The organism is Nonomuraea cavernae (assembly GCF_014646355.1).
In the GTDB taxonomy this organism is placed as follows: domain Bacteria; phylum Actinomycetota; class Actinomycetes; order Streptosporangiales; family Streptosporangiaceae; genus Nonomuraea; species Nonomuraea cavernae.
Window position 1 is genome coordinate 148,967 of the sequence record NZ_BMNH01000003.1, and the last position, 16,730, is coordinate 165,696.

General features: G+C 70.4%; 12 protein-coding genes. 8 read left to right on the top strand and 4 right to left on the bottom strand.

Annotated features, from left to right (window positions below):
• Window positions 1–85 precede the first annotated feature (85 nt).
• From IEY82_RS07555 to IEY82_RS07565, 3 genes are all read right to left on the bottom strand, one after another.
• A complete protein-coding gene (locus IEY82_RS07555; protein ID WP_189123286.1) occupies window positions 86–1,417 on the bottom strand; it encodes a maltokinase N-terminal cap-like domain-containing protein in 1,332 nt (443 codons plus the stop codon).
• A gap of 3 nt (window positions 1,418–1,420) precedes the next feature.
• Window positions 1,421–3,121 carry a maltose alpha-D-glucosyltransferase gene (gene treS / locus IEY82_RS07560; protein ID WP_189123287.1) on the bottom strand — a complete coding sequence of 567 codons (1,701 nt, stop codon included), beginning with the start codon at window positions 3,119–3,121 and terminating at the stop codon, window positions 1,421–1,423.
• 71 nt (window positions 3,122–3,192) lie between these two features.
• Window positions 3,193–5,316: an alpha-1,4-glucan--maltose-1-phosphate maltosyltransferase gene (locus IEY82_RS07565; RefSeq protein WP_189123288.1), complete on the bottom strand. Its 2,124-nt coding sequence runs from the start codon at window positions 5,314–5,316 to the stop codon at window positions 3,193–3,195.
• 238 nt (window positions 5,317–5,554) lie between these two features.
• Between IEY82_RS07565 and glgP the strand changes: the two genes are divergently transcribed.
• Window positions 5,555–8,137, top strand: a complete 2,583-nt coding sequence (gene glgP, locus IEY82_RS07570; RefSeq protein WP_189123289.1) for an alpha-glucan family phosphorylase — start codon at window positions 5,555–5,557, stop codon at window positions 8,135–8,137.
• Between the two features lie 59 nt (window positions 8,138–8,196).
• The gene (locus IEY82_RS07575; protein WP_189123290.1) at window positions 8,197–9,093 is read left to right on the top strand and encodes a MurR/RpiR family transcriptional regulator; all 897 of its coding nucleotides are present in this window, start codon (window positions 8,197–8,199) and stop codon (window positions 9,091–9,093) included.
• On the opposite strand, the gene IEY82_RS07580 is transcribed toward IEY82_RS07575, so the two are convergent.
• The gene (locus IEY82_RS07580; RefSeq protein WP_189123291.1) at window positions 9,056–10,981 is read right to left on the bottom strand and encodes an N-acetylmuramoyl-L-alanine amidase; all 1,926 of its coding nucleotides are present in this window, start codon (window positions 10,979–10,981) and stop codon (window positions 9,056–9,058) included. The two genes, IEY82_RS07575 and IEY82_RS07580, sit on opposite strands and share 38 nt — an antisense overlap.
• Before the next feature lie 211 nt (window positions 10,982–11,192).
• Here IEY82_RS07580 and IEY82_RS07585 point away from each other — a divergent pair, with 211 nt between their 5' ends.
• The 6 genes from IEY82_RS07585 to IEY82_RS07610 all read left to right on the top strand — a co-directional run bounded on the left by IEY82_RS07585 (window position 11,193) and on the right by IEY82_RS07610 (window position 16,716).
• A complete protein-coding gene (locus IEY82_RS07585) occupies window positions 11,193–11,966 on the top strand; it encodes an enoyl-CoA hydratase/isomerase family protein (protein ID WP_189123292.1) in 774 nt (257 codons plus the stop codon).
• Between the two features lie 147 nt (window positions 11,967–12,113).
• Window positions 12,114–12,497, top strand: coding sequence for a hypothetical protein (locus IEY82_RS07590; RefSeq protein ID WP_189123293.1), 384 nt, complete (start codon window positions 12,114–12,116; stop codon window positions 12,495–12,497).
• Complete coding sequence (locus IEY82_RS07595) at window positions 12,488–13,693, top strand: DUF6395 domain-containing protein (protein ID WP_189123294.1); 1,206 nt, start codon at window positions 12,488–12,490, stop codon at window positions 13,691–13,693. The genes IEY82_RS07590 and IEY82_RS07595 overlap by 10 nt, the downstream gene beginning before the upstream one ends.
• Window positions 13,694–13,709: 16 nt before the next feature.
• On the top strand, window positions 13,710–14,567 hold the full coding sequence (locus tag IEY82_RS07600; RefSeq protein ID WP_225262377.1) for a M55 family metallopeptidase: 858 nt from the start codon (window positions 13,710–13,712) through the stop codon (window positions 14,565–14,567).
• Between the two features lie 21 nt (window positions 14,568–14,588).
• Window positions 14,589–16,139: a flavin monoamine oxidase family protein gene (locus tag IEY82_RS07605; RefSeq protein WP_189123589.1), complete on the top strand. Its 1,551-nt coding sequence runs from the start codon at window positions 14,589–14,591 to the stop codon at window positions 16,137–16,139.
• A gap of 61 nt (window positions 16,140–16,200) precedes the next feature.
• On the top strand, window positions 16,201–16,716 hold the full coding sequence (locus tag IEY82_RS07610) for a YbaK/EbsC family protein (RefSeq protein WP_189123295.1): 516 nt from the start codon (window positions 16,201–16,203) through the stop codon (window positions 16,714–16,716).
• The last annotated feature ends 14 nt before the right edge of the window (window positions 16,717–16,730 follow it).

The following is a 16,730-nucleotide window of genomic DNA, read 5'->3' on the forward strand; positions in this document are numbered from 1 at the left end:
CGAAAGTGGGGAATCCTGGGTTTATCCGGAGCAGACCCCGCCCCAGGACAAAGGGACCCGCCCGGTGGCCACCGGCGGGTGACCGTCAGAAGGCGTCCTGCCGGAAGGCGGCCAGCGGGATGCCGATCCACGAGGGGCGGTTGCGGGCCTCGTAGACGACCTCGTACACCGCCTTGGACAGCTCGAACGCGCGCAACAGGGCCTGGCCGTCCGCCGAGATCACGCCGCCCGCCTCGGCGTAGCCCTCCAGGAAGGCGGCGCGGTTGCGCCGCGACCACTCGTCGGCCCGCGGCTCCAGCGTCGCCGCGTCGGCGTGGCCGGCCAGCAGGTGCCGGGCGGCGTAGTCGAACGAACGCAGCATGCCCGCCACGTCGCGCAGCGGCGACGACAGCGCCCGTCGCTCGGCGAGCGGCTGCCCCGGCTCGCCCTCGAAGTCGAGCACCACCCAGTCGGTGGGCGTGCGCATCACCTGGCCCAGGTGGTAGTCGCCGTGCACCCGCTGTACGGGCACCTCGACGGTCAGGTCCTCCACGAGGTGGTAGGCGGCCTCCAGCGCCCCGACGTACTCGCGCAGCTCCGGCACCTCGGCCACGGCCCGGCCGAGCCTGCGCCGGAAGCCCTCGGCCATCCGCTTGACCTCGTGCGTCTCGATGACGTCCGTGGGGAAGGCCTCGGCCAGCTCGTGGTGGACCCGGGCGGTGGCCGCGCCGAGCCGGCGGGACTCGGCGGCGAAGTCGCCGCCCGCCTCGGCGGCGCCGATGCCGGGGGCCGAGTTGTACAGGTCGCGGACGCTGGTGAGCGCGAGGTCCCAGCCGTCGTTGGCGTTGGGCAGGAACCGCTGCATGAACGCCAGCGTGGTGGGGGTCCCGTCGAGGTCGCACTCGATCCATCCGTACGGCTGCGCGATGTGCGGGGCGTTCCGGGCGGCCAAGGCGGCGACGACCTCCAACTCGGGATTGATCCCGGGGATGAGGCGGCGGAACAGCTTGCAGATGTAGGCGTCGCCGTACACCAGGGAGGTGTTGGACTGTTCGGCGCCGAGCACGAGGCTGCGCTGGGAGGTGTCGATGGTGACGCCGGGCGTGTGGCGCATCCGCAGGTCGCCGCGGTCCTCGTCGGCGGCCATGCCGTCGAGCAGCCAGCCGGTGAGCTCGTAGTCGTGCGCGGCGTCGTACAGGAGCCAGTCGTGGAACTGGCCGATCACCGCGTGCTCGAGGCGGTCCGGCAGGTCGTAGCGCTGGCCGAGCAGGATCTGGTAGCGGTCTCGCGAGCCCTCCTGCCACACGGCCACGATCAGGTGCCGGAGCCCGGAGGTCAGCTCGACATCCGATTCGACCGACAATCGGTCGATCGGGCGCCCCTTGCCGCCGAACCAGCGTTGATGACCGATCCATGCGACAAGGAGCTCGTCAAGCACGTCTTACTCCTCCTGGGTGATCGCCGGCGGGAGGGTGAACCAGTAGAACCCATGCCCTGGGAGCGTCAAAAGATACGGAAGTTCGCCAATTGCCGGAAATGGGACGCCGCCCATCGTCTCGACAGGCGAGACGCCGACGAATCGGCGCAGGTCAAGCTCCACCGGCTGCGGGAACCGCGAGAGATTGTTGACGCACAGCATCCGGTCGTCTCCCAGCTCTCGGACGAACGCCAGCACGCTCGGGTTGGAGGAGTTGAGTTCGGCGAACTCACCCAGCCCGAACACCGGGTGCCGCTTGCGGATCTCGATCATGCGACGTGTCCAGTGCAGCAGCGAGCCGTTGTTCCGCTGCTGGGCCTCGACGTTGAGCCCCTGGTAGCCGTAGATCGGGTCCATGATCACCGGCAGGTAGAGGCGGCCGGGGTCGCAGTCGGAGAACCCGGCGTTGCGGTCGGGGTCCCACTGCATGGGGGTGCGCACGCCGTCGCGGTCGCCGAGCCAGATGTTGTCGCCCATGCCGATCTCGTCGCCGTAGTAGAGCACCGGCGAGCCGGGCAGCGACAGGAGCAGCGCGGTGAACAGCTCGATCTGGTTGCGGTCGTTCTCCAGCAGTGGCGCGAGCCGGCGCCGGATGCCGACGTTGGCCCGCATGCGCGGGTCCTTGGCGTACTCGGTGTACATGTAGTCGCGTTCCTCGTCGGTCACCATTTCGAGCGTCAGCTCGTCGTGGTTGCGCAGGAAGATGCCCCACTGGCAGTGCTCCGGGATCTTGGGGGTCTGGGCCAGGATCTCGGAGATGGGGTAGCGCGACTCCCTGCGTACGGCCATGAAGATGCGCGGCATCAGCGGGAAGTGGAAGGCCATGTGGCACTCGTCGCCCCCGCCCACCGGGTCGCCGAAGTACTCCACCACGTCGGAGGGCCACTGGTTGGCCTCGGCGAGCAGCACGCGGTCGGGGTAGATCCGGTCGACCTCCTTGCGCACCCGCTTGAGGTACTCGTGGGTGCGGGGGAGGTTCTCGCAGTTGGTGCCCTCCTCCTCGAACAGGTAGGGCACCGCGTCCAGCCGGAACCCGTCGATGCCGAGGTCCAGCCAGAAGCGCAGCACCTCCAGCATGGCGTCCTGGACGTCCGGGTTCTCGTAGTTGAGGTCGGGCTGGTGGTGGAAGAACCGGTGCCAGTAGTGCTGACCGCGCACCGGGTCGTAGGTCCAGTTGGACGTCTCGGTGTCGATGAAGATGACGCGGGCGTCGGAGTAGCCCGTGTCGCTGTCGGCCCAGACGTAGAAGTCGCCGAACGGTCCCTCCGGGTCGTGCCGGGAGGCCTGGAACCAGGGGTGGGCGTCGCTGGTGTGGTTCATGACGAGGTCGGCGATGACCCGCATGCCGCGTTTGTGGGCCTCGTCGACCAGCTTCACGAAGTCCCCCAGATCGCCGAACTCCGGCAGGATCTTCATGAAGTCGGCGATGTCATAGCCGCCGTCACGCAGCGGCGACTCGTACAGGGGCAGCAGCCACAGGCAGTCGACGCCGAGCCACTGGAGGTAGTCGAGCTTGTTGATCAGGCCCTTGATGTCGCCGGTGCCGTCGCTGTTGGAGTCGGCGAAACCCCTGATCAGCACTTCGTAGAAGACCGCGCGTTTGTACCAGTAGGGATCACGAGGCTTCTCTTCGTCGAAGGCGTTGGGAATGGGTGTGGAGCTCATGAACCCCTCCTTGCGAGGTTCATGAGGGAGGCGCTGACACACACGTTGAAGACTCCCCGCTGAATTCTGGTCTACCGTGGCGCGGCTCGTACGGTTAGGACGTGGGCTGGCTGGATATGGGGGTCGAGGCGCACATAGTTGCTCTGCCGCCAACGATACGACTCGCCGGACAGCTCATCGTCGACGACGAACTCCGCGTTCCAGTCGAGACCGAGCGCCGGCAGATCGAGCTCGACCGTCGCCTCGTGGGTGTGGTGGGGGTCGAGATTGATGACCGCCAGAACGACGTCGCCCATCCCGTGCCTTCGTGTGGCCGGGTCATAGGCGCCCGGGAGTCGCTTGGAAATGCAGACGATGTCCGGTTGGTCGACCCTGTGGAACCGTAGATTACGCAATTCCTGTAGTGCCGGGTGGGCTCTTCGAAACAAATTCAGGTGCGTGATGAATGGCGCCAGACTGCGGCCTTCACGCTCGGCCGTGGCCCAATCGCGAGGTCTGTACTGATATTTCTCGCTATCTAGATATTCCTCACTTCCTGGGCGAACGGGAATGTTCTCCGAAAGTTCGTAGCCTGAATAGACCCCCCAGGTCGGCGAGGCCACCGCCGCCAGCACCGCCCGGATCTTGAACGCCGGAAGCCCGCCGTGCTGGAGGTACTCGTGCAGGATGTCCGGCGTGTTGACGAACAGGTTGGGCCGCAGGTAGGCCGACGTCTCGTGCGCCAGCTCCGACAGATAGGTCTCGACGTCGTACTTGGAGTTCTTCCAGGTGAAGTACGTGTAGGACTGGTGGAATCCGACCTTGGCCAGGGTGCGCATCATCGGCGGCCGGGTGAACGCCTCGGCCAGGAAGATCACGTCGGGATCGGTCGAATGGACGTCGGCCAGCAGCCGCTCCCAGAACGCCACCGGCTTGGTGTGTGGATTGTCCACCCGGAAGATCCGCACGCCGTGATCCATCCAGTGCCGCACCACCCGCTTGACCTCGGCGTAGATCCCTTCGGGATCTTTGTCGAAGTTGATCGGGTAAATGTCCTGATACTTCTTCGGCGGATTCTCGGCGTACGCGATGGTCCCGTCGGCGCGGATGGTGAACCACTCGGGGTGCTCCTTGACCCACGGATGGTCGGGAGAGCACTGCAGGGCCAGGTCGAGCGCGACCTCCATGCCCAGCTCACGGGTGCGGCCGACGAACAGGTCGAAGTCCTCGATCGTCCCCAGGTCGGGATGGATCGCGTCGTGCCCGCCGTCCTCGCCGCCGATCGCCCACGGCGAGCCGGGCTCGTCGGGCTCGGGGCTCAGCGTGTTGTTGCGGCCCTTGCGGAACGTCTCGCCGATCGGGTGGATCGGCGGAAGGTAGACGACGTCGAAGCCCATCCTGGCGATGGCCGGCAGCCGCTTGGCCGCCGTCTGCAGGGTGCCGGACTTGGAGACGCCCGACTCGCTGACGATCGCCCCCTCCGACCTGGGGAAGAACTCGTACCACGAGCCGTACAGGGCCCGGCGCCGGTCGACCCTGATCTTCCGCGGTCGTGACCTGGTGACCAGGTCGCGGAGCGGGTGGGCGTCCAGCAGGCTCGCGGTCTCGGGCAGTTGCGCGATGGACAGCCGGGCGCGCGGGTCGAGATCCTCGTCACGCAGGGTGGCCGCGATCGTCAGCAGCGCGGCCCGGTGCCCGCACGCGCTCTCGCCGTCACCCGCCCTGACCTGCTCGGACGTCCGGGCGGTGCCGGGCCTGACCGGGGTGTGCCCGTTGCGCGCCCGCGGCGTGGTGCCCCCGATCGGGGCCGGGCAGTCGGCCTGCCGGACGGCCTTGGCGGCACGCTCGAACAGCCGGGCGCCCTCCTCGCACATGAGGTCGACGTCCATGCCGCGCGGAATCTTGATCTCGGCGTCGTGCAGCCAGGTGGCGATCGGGTCGCTCCACGCCTCGACCCGGAACAACCAGTCGCCCTCGGTGGGCAGGCACACGTCGACGCACCACCGGTCGGTGCCGGGCGCCTGCTCACGCATCCGTCTCAGCCGGCCACGCCGCCCATCGGGCGCGGTGAGCACCACACCCGCGGCCACGGCGTCGTGACCCTCTCTGAACACGGTCGCCGAGACCTCGAAGGTCTCGCCGGCGACCGCCTTGGCGGGCCATTGCCCGCAATCGACGACGGGGTGCACGTCCGTGATGGGAATTCTTCCGATCATCGCATTTCAAGGTTGCGGCGGGACACTCGGTACCGCCGGAGGCTTCCGTGGCAGGAACGATCCTTGCATGTAAATTATGGGCAGCAGCGGATAGACCTCCCGTGTCCCCGGGAGAACCGACAATGGTGGAAGTTGCCCCAATAGTCGCTCTTCATGCTTCATCTGGGGAAGGGGTTTGAACGTCCTTGCTGAGGGTGAGGGTCTGTGAGGTCCCTCCTAGCCCATAGGGTGCACAAACGTGAGAGCAATCCGCCGGTTTACCGTCCGCACCGTCCTGCCAGCAGAACTGGCCGCACTCGGCGAGCTGGTGCACAATTTGCGCTGGTCCTGGCATCCCGAGACCACAGACCTGTTCGCCGAGGTCGATCCGCGGCTGTGGGAGCAGGTCGGGCACGACCCGGTCGCCCTGCTGGGCGCCGTCGACCCACGCCGCCTGGCCGAGCTGGCCGCCGACCGCCGCTTCCTGCGACGGCTGGCCGACGCCGCCGATGACCTGCGCGACTACATGAGCTCCCCGAAGTGGTACCAAACGCTGCCCGACGCGGCACGGGCCATCGCCTACTTCTCCCCCGAGTACGGCATCGCCGCCCCGCTCCCTCAGTATTCGGGCGGCCTCGGCATCCTGGCCGGAGACCACCTCAAGGCCGCCAGCGACCTCGGCGTGCCGATCCTCGCCGTTGGCCTGCTCTACCGCCACGGCTACTTCACCCAGTCGCTCTCGCCCGAGGGCTGGCAGCTGGAGCACTACCCGTCGCTCGACGCGGGAGGGCTGCCCCTGGCCCTGCTCAAGGAGGACGACGGCACCCCGGTCAAGGTCCGCGTCGGTCTGCCCGGCGACCGCGTGCTGCACGCGCAGCTCTGGGTGGCCCAGGTGGGCCGGGTCCCGCTGCTGCTGCTCGACTCCGACGTGGCCGACAACGACACCGCGGCACGCGACGTGACCGACCGGCTCTACGGCGGCGGCACCGACCACCGGCTCATGCAGGAGCTCCTGCTCGGCGTGGGCGGCGTACGCGCGATCCGCGCCTACTGCCGCGTCACCGGGCACGCCGAGCCCGAGGTCTTCCACACCAACGAGGGACACGCCGGCTTCCTCGGCCTCGAACGCATCCGCGAGCTGACCGAGGCCCGCCTGTCCTTCGACGAGGCGCTCGAGGTCGTCCGGGCCGGCACGGTGTTCACCACCCACACACCGGTGCCCGCCGGCATCGACAGGTTTCCGGTCGACATGATCGAGCGGCAGTTCGGCGGCGACAACGCCTGGCCGACCGTGCCGGTGGAGCGCATCCTCGCCCTCGGCGCCGAGGCCGACCCGGGCCGGTTCAACATGGCCGTCATGGGCATGCGCCTGGCCCAGCGCGTCAACGGCGTGTCCGAGCTGCACGGCGAGGTCAGCCGCGAGATGTTCAAGGACCTCTGGCCGGGGTTCGACCTGGACGAGGTGCCGATCGGCTCGATCACCAACGGCGTCCACGCGCCCACCTGGGTCGGCCGCGAGCTGATGGAGCTGGCCGGGCGCGAGCTGCCGTCGCTGATCGAGCGGGCGCGCGGCTGGGAGGGCATCCAGAAGGTCTCCGACGCCGACATCTGGGACATCAGGCGCACGTTCCGCCACCGGCTGGTCGAAGCGGCCAGGGCCCGGCTGCGCGCCTCCTGGCGCGCCCGCGGCGCCTCCGACGCCGAGCTCGGCTGGATCGACGACGTGCTCGATCCCGGCGTGCTGACCATCGGGTTCGCCCGGCGGGTGCCGTCCTACAAGCGGCTCACGCTGATGCTGAGCGACGCCGACCGGCTGCGGAGCCTGCTGCTCGACGCCGACAAGCCCGTTCAGATCGTGATCGCGGGCAAGGCGCACCCCGCCGACGAGGGCGGCAAGAAGCTGATCCAGCAGATCGTCACGTTCACCGACCAGGCCGACGTCCGCCACCGCATCGTCTTCCTGCCCGACTACGACATGGCCCTCGCCCAGTTCATGGTCCAGGGGTGCGACGTCTGGCTCAACAACCCGCTCCGCCCGCTGGAGGCGTCCGGCACCTCGGGCATGAAGTCGGCGCTCAACGGCGGCCTCAACCTGTCCATCCGCGACGGCTGGTGGGACGAGTGGTACGACGGCACCAACGGCTGGGCCATCCCCACCGCGGACGGGGTGGTCGATCCCGACCGGCGTGACGAGCTGGAGGCGGCCGGGCTCTACGACCTGATCGAGCACGAGGTGGCCGACAGGTTCTACGACCGGGCCGCCGACGGGCTGCCGCGCCGGTGGCTGGAGATGGTCAAGCACACGCTGACCTCTCTCGGGCCCAAGGTGCTGGCCACCCGGATGCTCCGCGACTACGTCGTCGACCTCTACACTCCGGCCGCCAAGGCGGCCCGCCTGCTGTCGGCCGACTCCTACGCCGCCGCCAAGGCGTTCGCCGCGTGGCGGCTGCGCGTCACCAAGGCGTGGCCGGGCGTGCGGGTGGAGCACGTGGAGACCTCGGGCGTCGGCGACGCCCCCGAGGTGGGCGCCGACCTGGAGCTGCGCGCCACCATCGCGCTCGGCGACCTGGAGCCCGGCGACGTGCTGGTCCAGGTGGCCTACGGCAGGGTCGGGCCGCACGACGAGCTGCTGTGTCCGGGTTACCTCACGCTGGCGGCCGACGACGTCGACGACGACGGGCGGGCCCACTACTCGGGGACGGTCCCGCTCGACCGCACGGGAGCGTTCGGCTACACGGTGCGCGCGGTGCCGTTCCACGAGATCGCGGCCTCGCCCGCCGAGCTGGGGCTGATCGTCGTGCCCGAGGAGCCGGCCGGGATGACCAACGGCACGTTGCGGTGATCACGCCGGACGATCTCGCCCTGCGTGACCGAGCTTGACGGAACGGCATAATCGAAAGCGTGGACGACAGCGGCAACGGCCTGCGGGCCGACAATCTGGTGGCCACGGTCCGAGGTGTGCTGCCGTCATTGACGCCCGCCGCGCAGACCGTCGCCCGCCTGATCCTCGAAGATCCCGCGACGGTGGCGCGGAGCACCATCACCGAGCTGTCCGCCGCGTCCGGCACCAGCGAGGCCACGATCGTGCGGACGGCCAGGCTGCTCGGCTTCGCCGGCTATCCGCAGCTCCGGCTGGCGCTGGCCGCGGCGGCGGCTCAGCCCGACCGGCTGGTGCCGGGCGACCTGGCCCCCGACGACCCGCTGTCCGAGGTCATCCAGAAGGTCGCCAGGGCCGAGTCCGAGGCCATCAACGACACGGTCGCCCAGCTCACCTCCGAGCGGCTCGGCCTGGTCGTCGACGCCATCACCGCGGCCAGGCGGATCGACGCCTACGGAGTGGGCGCCTCCGGCCTGGTCGCCGAGGACGTCGCCCAGAAGCTGCTGCGCATCGGGCTGTCCAGCCACGCCTTCCAGGACGCCCACCTGGCGCTGACCAGCGCCGTGCTGCTCAGGTCCGGCGACGTGGCGATCGGCATCAGCACGTCGGGCGAGACGCCCGACGTGATCGAGCCGCTGACGAGGGCGGGGGAGGCCGGCGCGACCACGGTCGCGATCACCAACAACCCCCGCTCGTCCATCGCGGAGCTGGCCGAGCACGTGCTGATCTCGGCCGGGCGCGAGACGGAGTTCCGTCCCGGCGCCCTGGCCAGCCGCATCAGCCAGCTCCTCGTGGTCGACTGCGTGTTCGTCGGCGTCGCCCAGCGCACGTTCGACTCCTCCCAGGAGGCGCTGCAGAGCACCAGGCGCGCCGTCAAGGAGTTCACCCGGCGAGCGTCACCCGCACGTCGTCAGCCTTGACGAACATGATCCGGTGCCCGAACTGGATCTGCAGATACCTCGTCTCGCCCCGGACCACGGTGTGGCCGGCCGGGTCGAAGGTGACGGCCCGGTAGTACTCCGCCGCCGCCGGTCCGGACAGCGTGTACTTCTCGCCCGCCGCGAACGTGTACTGCAGCGGGGTGACCGCCTGGTAGGGGATGCCCTCGGGATAGGCCTCCTCCTCCGGGTAGGCCCTGCCGTAGACCGGGACCGTCTCCAGGCCGGGCTTGGGCGTCACCACGAGCCCCGTCGACGGGATGGCGGTCGGCGCGGCGGCCGGGTTGTGGAACCACGCCTTCTGGCCGAGATACCAGATCGCCGTCCAGTCGCCCTGGCGGTCGGCCACCGCGAAGCGCTGCCCGGTGCTGGCCCGCGCGCTGTGGTCGTACACGCTGTAGAGGGACTCGCCCGTGGGGTGCTTGCCGATGTCCTTGACCAGCGGCGCGTCGGCGTGCGGCTCGGTGCGCAGCCACACGGTGTGCGCGGGGAGCGGCGGGCAGGCGGCCTCCGGGTTCTGCCGGTCGCAGCCGTAGAAGTACGGCTTGTTGGTGGCGAAGTCGGGCCTGATCATGACGCTGCCGGAGTTCGGGCCGCCGAACGGGTGCAGCGGCGCGCCGAGCAGCTTCATGTAGTGCGCCCAGTCCCAGAACGGGCCCGGGTCCTCGTGCATGCCGCGGACCGTGCTGGGGAGGGTGCCGGGCACGTTGTCGTGGCCGATGATGTGCGCCCGGTCGAGCGGCACGCCGTGGCGCAGCGCCAGGTAGCGCACGAGCTTGGCCGACGTGCGGTACATCGCCTCGGTGTACCAGGTGTGACCCTCGGCCAGGAATCCCTCGTGCTCCAGGCCGACGGACTTGGCGTTGATGTACCAGTTGCCGGCCTGCCAGCCCACGTGCCTGGTCTTGATGTGCTGGGCGATGTGCCCGTCGGTGGAGCGCAGCGAGTAGTGCCAGCTGGCCCGGTAGGCGGGGTCGCGCACCAGGCCGATCGACGGGCCGAAGTAGCCCTCCATGTCGTGGATCACGATGTAGTCGATCTTCTGGGACGTCGGCCGGTCGGCCAGGTCGTGGTTGCCGTAGCCGCCGCCCGGCAGCTCCGCGTAGCCCGCCGGGATCCACTCGCAGGAGATCGTCGGGGGGCACTCCACGCCGTCCCGGCGGGTGTGACGCAGGCCCAGCCTCTCCAGCCACTTCTCGACCCTGCCGAGGCCGGGGACGGGAGCCAGCCTGACCCGCTGCCCGTCGTCGGTGACCCGCTCCTCGCCGGCCTCGATCGTGGCGTAGACCTCGTCGGCGAACGCCTTGGCCGCCTCGGCCTCCTCGGCGCCCGAGTATCGGGCGACGGCGCCGTACCACTCGCCCGGATCGTCGCTCAGCGGCGCGCCGAGCGCCTTCTGGTGGTCGGCGAGCAGCGCCGCGCCGCCCCTGATGTTGGCGGCGGCGTCCGAGCGCAGCCTCTCGCGCGTCTCGCCGGTGAGCTCGGCGGCCTTCTCCATGGTCCGCAGCGAGGCGGGGAGCTCCGCCGGGGCGGGGGTCGCGGCGGGCCCGGCCGCCGGGCGGCCGTCGTCGCCGCGCGGATCCTCCTCGTCCGGGCCGTGGTGGTTGGACCCGGTGTAGGCCGCCGCGTCGGTCAGGTGCATGGGGCCGAAGCCGGCGTTGTTGCTCGGCTGCCCGGCGTGCGCGTCCCAGCGTGACTCCAGGTAGGAGACGCCGAGCAGCACGCTCTCCGGCACCTTGAACTCCTCGGCCGCGGCCGCGAACGCCTGCTGCCGGTCGCCGGGCTCGGCGGCCCGCGCCGCGGAGGTCACGGCGGTGAGGCTGACTAAGGGGAGGCAGGCGACAACCGCGATCGTCAACGCTCTGCGCATGTACCGCTCCTTGACTGCTGGGGGGCGTGACAGCAGTCAGCGTCTCAACATTTTCCTTCCTCGACGAGACCTTTACGAAGGTTTTTTTCAGCAGTTGACGCCCCGTGGCGGACACCTGACCTCGCTCGTGTCCGGCCGCCGGCGCGCGCCGGTCCGAGGGGTCCGGCACGCCGCGGGCCCGGCGTCGAGGCGCTCTTGTAATGTTCCGACCATGGGTGAGTTCGTACGCGTAGAGACAGTTGACCAGATCGCCACCATCAGGCTCGATCGTCCGAAGATGAACGCTCTCAACGCTCAGGTCCAGCGGGAGATCGGAGAGGCGGCGCGCGAGGTCGACGCCGATCCCGGCGTGCGCGCGGTGGTCGTCTACGGCGGCGAGCGCGTCTTCGCGGCGGGGGCCGACATCAAGGAGATGGCCGGCATGTCCTACGCCGACATGTCGCTCCACTCCCGCACCCTCCAGGACTGCTTCACCGCCGTGGCCCGCATCGGCAAGCCGGTCATCGCCGCCATCACCGGCTACGCGCTGGGCGGCGGCTGCGAGCTCGCCCTGTGCGCCGACTTCCGCCTGGCCGGCGAGTCGGCCAAGCTCGGCCAGCCGGAGATCCAGCTCGGCATCATCCCCGGCGCGGGCGGCACCCAGCGGCTGCCCCGCCTGATCGGCCCGGCCCGGGCCAAGGACCTCATCTTCAGCGGCCGCCACGTCGCCGCGGCCGAGGCGCTCGCCATCGGCCTGGTCGACCGCGTGGTGCCCGACGCCGAGGTCCACAAGGCCGCCCTGGAGTGGGCGGCCACCTTCGCCGGCGGGCCCGCGGTGGCCCTGCGCGCGGCCAAGCAGGCGGTGGACCGGGGCCTGGAGGCCGACCTCGACACCGGGCTGGAGATCGAGCGCCTCCAGTTCTCCGGCCTCTTCGCCACCGACGACGCCAAGATCGGCATGACCGCCTTCGCGGAGAAGACCAAGCCCACGTTCACCGGCCGCTGAGGGCCGGGCCGGACGGCTCGCGATCCCCGGGCGGACGGTGCATAACGACGGTGCATAACAGCGTGAGATGACGGGATTTATAGCGCTTGGTTGCCGTCCGGGGACTGCGTCATTACAAAGCGGAGTTTGCCACTATCGTGGCGTCTCATGATGAGCGTCCTGGTCCCCGCTCGGCTGCGCAAGGCCGTCCGTACATGGTTCGACTCTCGCTACATCTCCATCGCTGATCATCGCCAGGACATCAGGGACGCTCTCTGGGAGGTCCAGACCCTCCGCCGCGAAATGGTGACCCTGCAGGCCGAGGTCGAACGCCTGCGCAACGCCAAGGCGCGCCCCGCCGGTCCCGTCGCCGACAAGGCCAGAATCGACGACACGCACCGCCTCGCCCAGGAGACCGCCAAGGCCCTGGACGGCGTCCTGCAGAACGAGGTCCTCGTCTGGCAGGCCATCGACGACCTCCGGTCCCGCCTCACGCCCGCCGGCCCGGCCGAGCAGGGCGCCCGCCTGTCGCAGGAGCGGCCGTGCGTGTGACGTGGGCGGGCGGCGAGCTGACGTTCCGGCTCGGCGCCGAGGACGAGATCACCGGCCACGCCTCCGACGGGCACCCCGTCAAGCTGGCGACCAACTCGTGCGTCATCTCCGGCGCCCCGGACGACGCGCACCCCGACCTGTTCGCCGTCGCCGCGTGGACCGTCGTGGCCCCCTGGACCCGCAGGCGGATCACCTTCGACCGGGCCGTCTCGGCCGAGGTGGCCGCCGCCCTGCACGACGGCTGGGGGATCGAGGCCGGTCCCGTGGGCGCCGAGCCCCGGCCGGACGGAGCCAGGCTGGCCATCTCCTACAGCGGCGGGGCCGACTCGGTGGCCGCCGCGAGCGTCTATCCCGAGGCGCCGTTCGTGCACTTCCGGCGGGTGCCGCACCGCCGGGTGCCCAACCGGTGGCCGCACTACCGCTCCGACGTGCTCGCCAAGCTGGCCCGGCGGACCGGCCGGGAGCTCACGATCGTCGAGTCCGACCTGGAGTACACCCTGGCCGAGCCCCGGCCCGGCTACCCCGAGCACCACGCCGTGGCGGCCGGCGCGCTGCTCCTGGCCGACCGGCTCGACCTGGGCGGGCTCGGGTTCGGTTACGAGATGGGGTCGCGCTGGCTCGGCGGTGGCCGCTACCTGCACCGCTACACGCCCGACAACGACCTGTGGGCGCCGCACGGGAAGTGGGGGCGGCTGTTCGCGGCCGCCGGGCTGCACATCGTGCTGCCGGTCGGCGGGGTGAGCGAGGCCGTCACCATGCGGCTGGCGCTCGGCTCCGACCTCAAGGAGCACGTCCGCTGGTGCCTGCGCGGCACCGACGGCCCGTGCCGCGACTGCGGCAAGTGCCTGTACAAGGAGCTGATCCAGGCCGCCGTCGAGCGCCGCCCGCTCGACACGCCCATCACCGCCGACCGCGCGCTGGCCCGCAAGTGGTTCAAGCCGCCGCCCTACGGCGGCCAGGAGATGATCGAGTACGGCCTCGCGCGGGTGCCCGGCATCGAGGGCACCCTGTTCGCCAAGACGCTCGAGTACTTCGACGTCAGCGAGGAGTCCACCCGTTGGCTCGACCACTGCTACCCGCCCGCGATCGACGAGATCCCGGCCGCGTGGCGCGACCAGGCGGCGGCGTTCATGGCGTCGAACGTCGGCTTCATGACGGACGACGAGAGGCGCCGGGTGGAGACGTGGGGCTCGTGACGGGGGAGCGTTGGCGATGGGAGCGGCGACGGTGAAGGTCTACCTGTCGGTCGACATGGAGGGCGTGACCGGGCTCACCGACCCCGAGGAGATGCACGCCGGCAAGCGCGGCTACGACCGGGGCTGCGAGCTCATGACCGCCGACGCCAACGCCGCCGTCGAGGGCGCGTTCCTCGCCGGGGCGGGCACGGTGCTGGTCAACGACGCGCACGGCTCGACCAAGAACCTGCGGATCGACCTGCTCGACCCGCGCGCCACCCTGATCCGCGGCCCCGGCAAGGCCCAGCGGATGGCCCAGGGCGTCGACGGCTCGTTCCAGGCGGCGGGCTTCGTGGGCTACCACGCCCGCGCGGGCGTGCCGCACGGCGTGCTCAACCACACCTGGATGGGCAAGGAGATCCAGAACGTCTACCTGAACGGCGAGGTGTGCGGCGAGACCCGGCTGGTCGCGGCCTGCGCCGGCTTCCACGGGGTGCCGGTCGTGCTGGTGACCGGGGACGAGGCCGTCGGCGAGGAGGCGCGCGAGCTGCTCGGCGACGTCGAGACCGTGGCGGTCAAGAAGGGGATCGACAAGTTCTCGGCCGAGCTGCTGCCGCCGAGCGTCGCCCAGGGCCGCATCCGTGAGGGCATGGTCAGGGCGCTCAACCGGTTGACCGACTTCACGCCCTACCGGTTGGCTCCGCCGTACACGCTGGGGGTGGAGTGGAACTCGACCGCCATCGCGGCCGCCGTGGCGCTCGTCCCCGGCGTGCAGGCGGTCGGAGCCCGGCACATCGAGTTCACCACCGACGACTTCACCCAGATCATGGCGCTGTTCGGGATCTTCGCCACGATCGGCGGCCAGGTCGCCTGTGGCAGCGGTCCCTACGGCTGACGGGCGACGGGAGATGCGGTGATGGAAGGGGCTGTGCTGACCCGGCGTGGGCTGCTCGTCGGGATCGGGGCGGTCGGCGGCGCGGGCGCGATGTACGCCGCCATGGGCGCCCTCGGCCTGGCGCCGGCCGAGCAGGACAAGACGTTCGACCCGCCCAGGCCGGGTGACTTCTCGCTGCGCGGCAGGGGAGCGGCCACGGTCGTGGTCCTCGGCGCCGGCGTGGCCGGGCTGACCGCGGCCTACGAGCTGGGCAAGGCCGGCTACGACTGCACGCTGCTGGAGGCGAGGGCCAAGGCCGGAGGCCGCAACCTGACGCTGCGCGGCGGCGACCGGCTGACCGAGCTGAACGGCCCGGCGCAGGAGGTCACGTTCGGGGAGGGCGTGTACTTCAACGCCGGCCCGGCGCGGCTCGCGCCGTGGATGCTCGCCATGGACTACTGCCGGGAGCTGGGCATCCCGATCGAGACGTTCGTCAACAACAACGCGCAGGCGTACGTGCACACGAACGGCCGGACCGTGCGGGCCCGTACCGCCCGAGCCGACATGTACGGATATGTCGCCGAATTGCTCGCCAAAGCGACAGATGTCGGCGCGCTGGACCGGAAGCTGACCAAGGACGACCAGGAACGGCTCCTCGACTTCCTGCGCAGGTTCGGCGACCTCGGCCCCAAGCACGACTACGAAGGCTCGCCCCGGCGCGGTTTCGTGAAATATCCGGCGCTCGACACCGGCACCCCCATCGCCCTGCCCGGCTCCCTGCGGGAGGTCCTCGCCGCCGGCACCGGCCGCGCGATCACCAACGACTTCGGCCACGAGCAGGCCACCCCGATGTTCCAGCCGGTCGGTGGCATGGACGCGATCGTCACCAGGCTGGCCGAGGCCGTGGGCCAGGACCGGATCAGGACCGGCGCCCGCGTCACCGGCATCACCACGCTGGACGACGGCGTCGAGGTCACCTGGGACGGCGGCCGGATCAAGGCCGACTACTGCGTCGCCACCCTCCCGCCCCACCTGCTCGCCCGGATCCCGCACAACCTGGGCACCCAGATCACCGCCGCGCTCAAGACGCCCGTGCCGGCCGCCACCGGCAAGATCGGCCTGGAGTACGGCACCCGCTGGTGGGAGCTCGAGGACCGGATCTACGGCGGCGTCACCGAGACCGACCTCGACATCACGCACATCTGGTATCCGTCCCACGACTACCACGCCGAGCGCGGCCTGCTGGTCGGCTACTACAACACCGCCGAGCACGCCGAGCTGTACGGCGCGCTCACCCCGGAGGACCGCAGGCACCGCGCCCTCACCCAGGGCAAGAAGATCCACGGCGAGAAGTACCGCACCGGCCTGCTGTCGAGCGTCTCGATCGCCTGGGATCGCCAGGAGCACATCCAGGGCGGCTGGGTGCGCTGGCCGGCCGTTGATTCGTCCTTCACTCTTCTGCAACGTCCCAGCGGCAGGGTCTACTTCGCGGGCGACTGGCTCACCCACCTGATCGCCTGGCAGGCGGGATCCATGGAGTCGGCTCGCAGTGCCGTCACCCAGCTGCACGAACGGGTGATGCGCTCGTCGTGACGTCGTGCCCGCCGCTCCCGTGACCGGCGTAGGGTCCTGGGAGAGCGATCGAGGAGATGGGATGACGTTGCACTGGGGGCCCGCGACCGAGCGGGCCGACCTGCTGGCCGAGCCGGTGGCACAGGCCATCGGCCTGCTCGACGACACCGTGGAGGTGGCCGAGATCGACCCCGGGCTGGCCGACACGGCGGCGTTCTGCGAACGCTACGGCGTCGGCCTCGACGAGTCGGCCAACTGCGTGGTCGTCGCGGCCAGGCGGGGCGGCGAGACGCGCTACGCCGCCTGCATGGTGCTGGCCACGATGCGGGTCGACGTCAACGGCGTGGTGCGCCGGCATCTCGACGCGCGCAAGACGAGCTTCGCCCCGATGGAGCGGGCCGTGGAGCTCACCGGCATGGAATACGGCGGCATCACCCCGATCGGCCTGCCCGGCGACTGGCCGATCCTCGTCGACACCGACGTCGCCGAGCACGCCAGGGTGGTCATCGGCAGCGGCCTGCGGCGATCCAAGCTCGCCGTCTCCGGCGCCGCGCTGGCGCGGCTGAAGGGCGCGGAGGTGCTGACCCTCGCGACCTGAGCGCCGGAGCTCGG

Bases quoted from the DNA above. Each gene is read 5' to 3' on its own strand.
- treS (WP_189123287.1), bottom strand. From the start codon at position 3,121: ATGAGCTCCACACCCATTCCCAACGCCTTCGACGAAGAGAAGCCTCGT.
- IEY82_RS07565 (WP_189123288.1), bottom strand. From the start codon at position 5,316: ATGATCGGAAGAATTCCCATCACGGACGTGCACCCCGTCGTCGATTGC.
- IEY82_RS07580 (WP_189123291.1), bottom strand. From the start codon at position 10,981: ATGCGCAGAGCGTTGACGATCGCGGTTGTCGCCTGCCTCCCCTTAGTC.
- IEY82_RS07585 (WP_189123292.1), top strand. From the start codon at position 11,193: ATGGGTGAGTTCGTACGCGTAGAGACAGTTGACCAGATCGCCACCATC.
- IEY82_RS07590 (WP_189123293.1), top strand. From the start codon at position 12,114: ATGATGAGCGTCCTGGTCCCCGCTCGGCTGCGCAAGGCCGTCCGTACA.
- IEY82_RS07600 (WP_225262377.1), top strand. From the start codon at position 13,710: ATGGGAGCGGCGACGGTGAAGGTCTACCTGTCGGTCGACATGGAGGGC.
- IEY82_RS07605 (WP_189123589.1), top strand. From the start codon at position 14,589: ATGGAAGGGGCTGTGCTGACCCGGCGTGGGCTGCTCGTCGGGATCGGG.
- IEY82_RS07610 (WP_189123295.1), top strand. From the start codon at position 16,201: ATGACGTTGCACTGGGGGCCCGCGACCGAGCGGGCCGACCTGCTGGCC.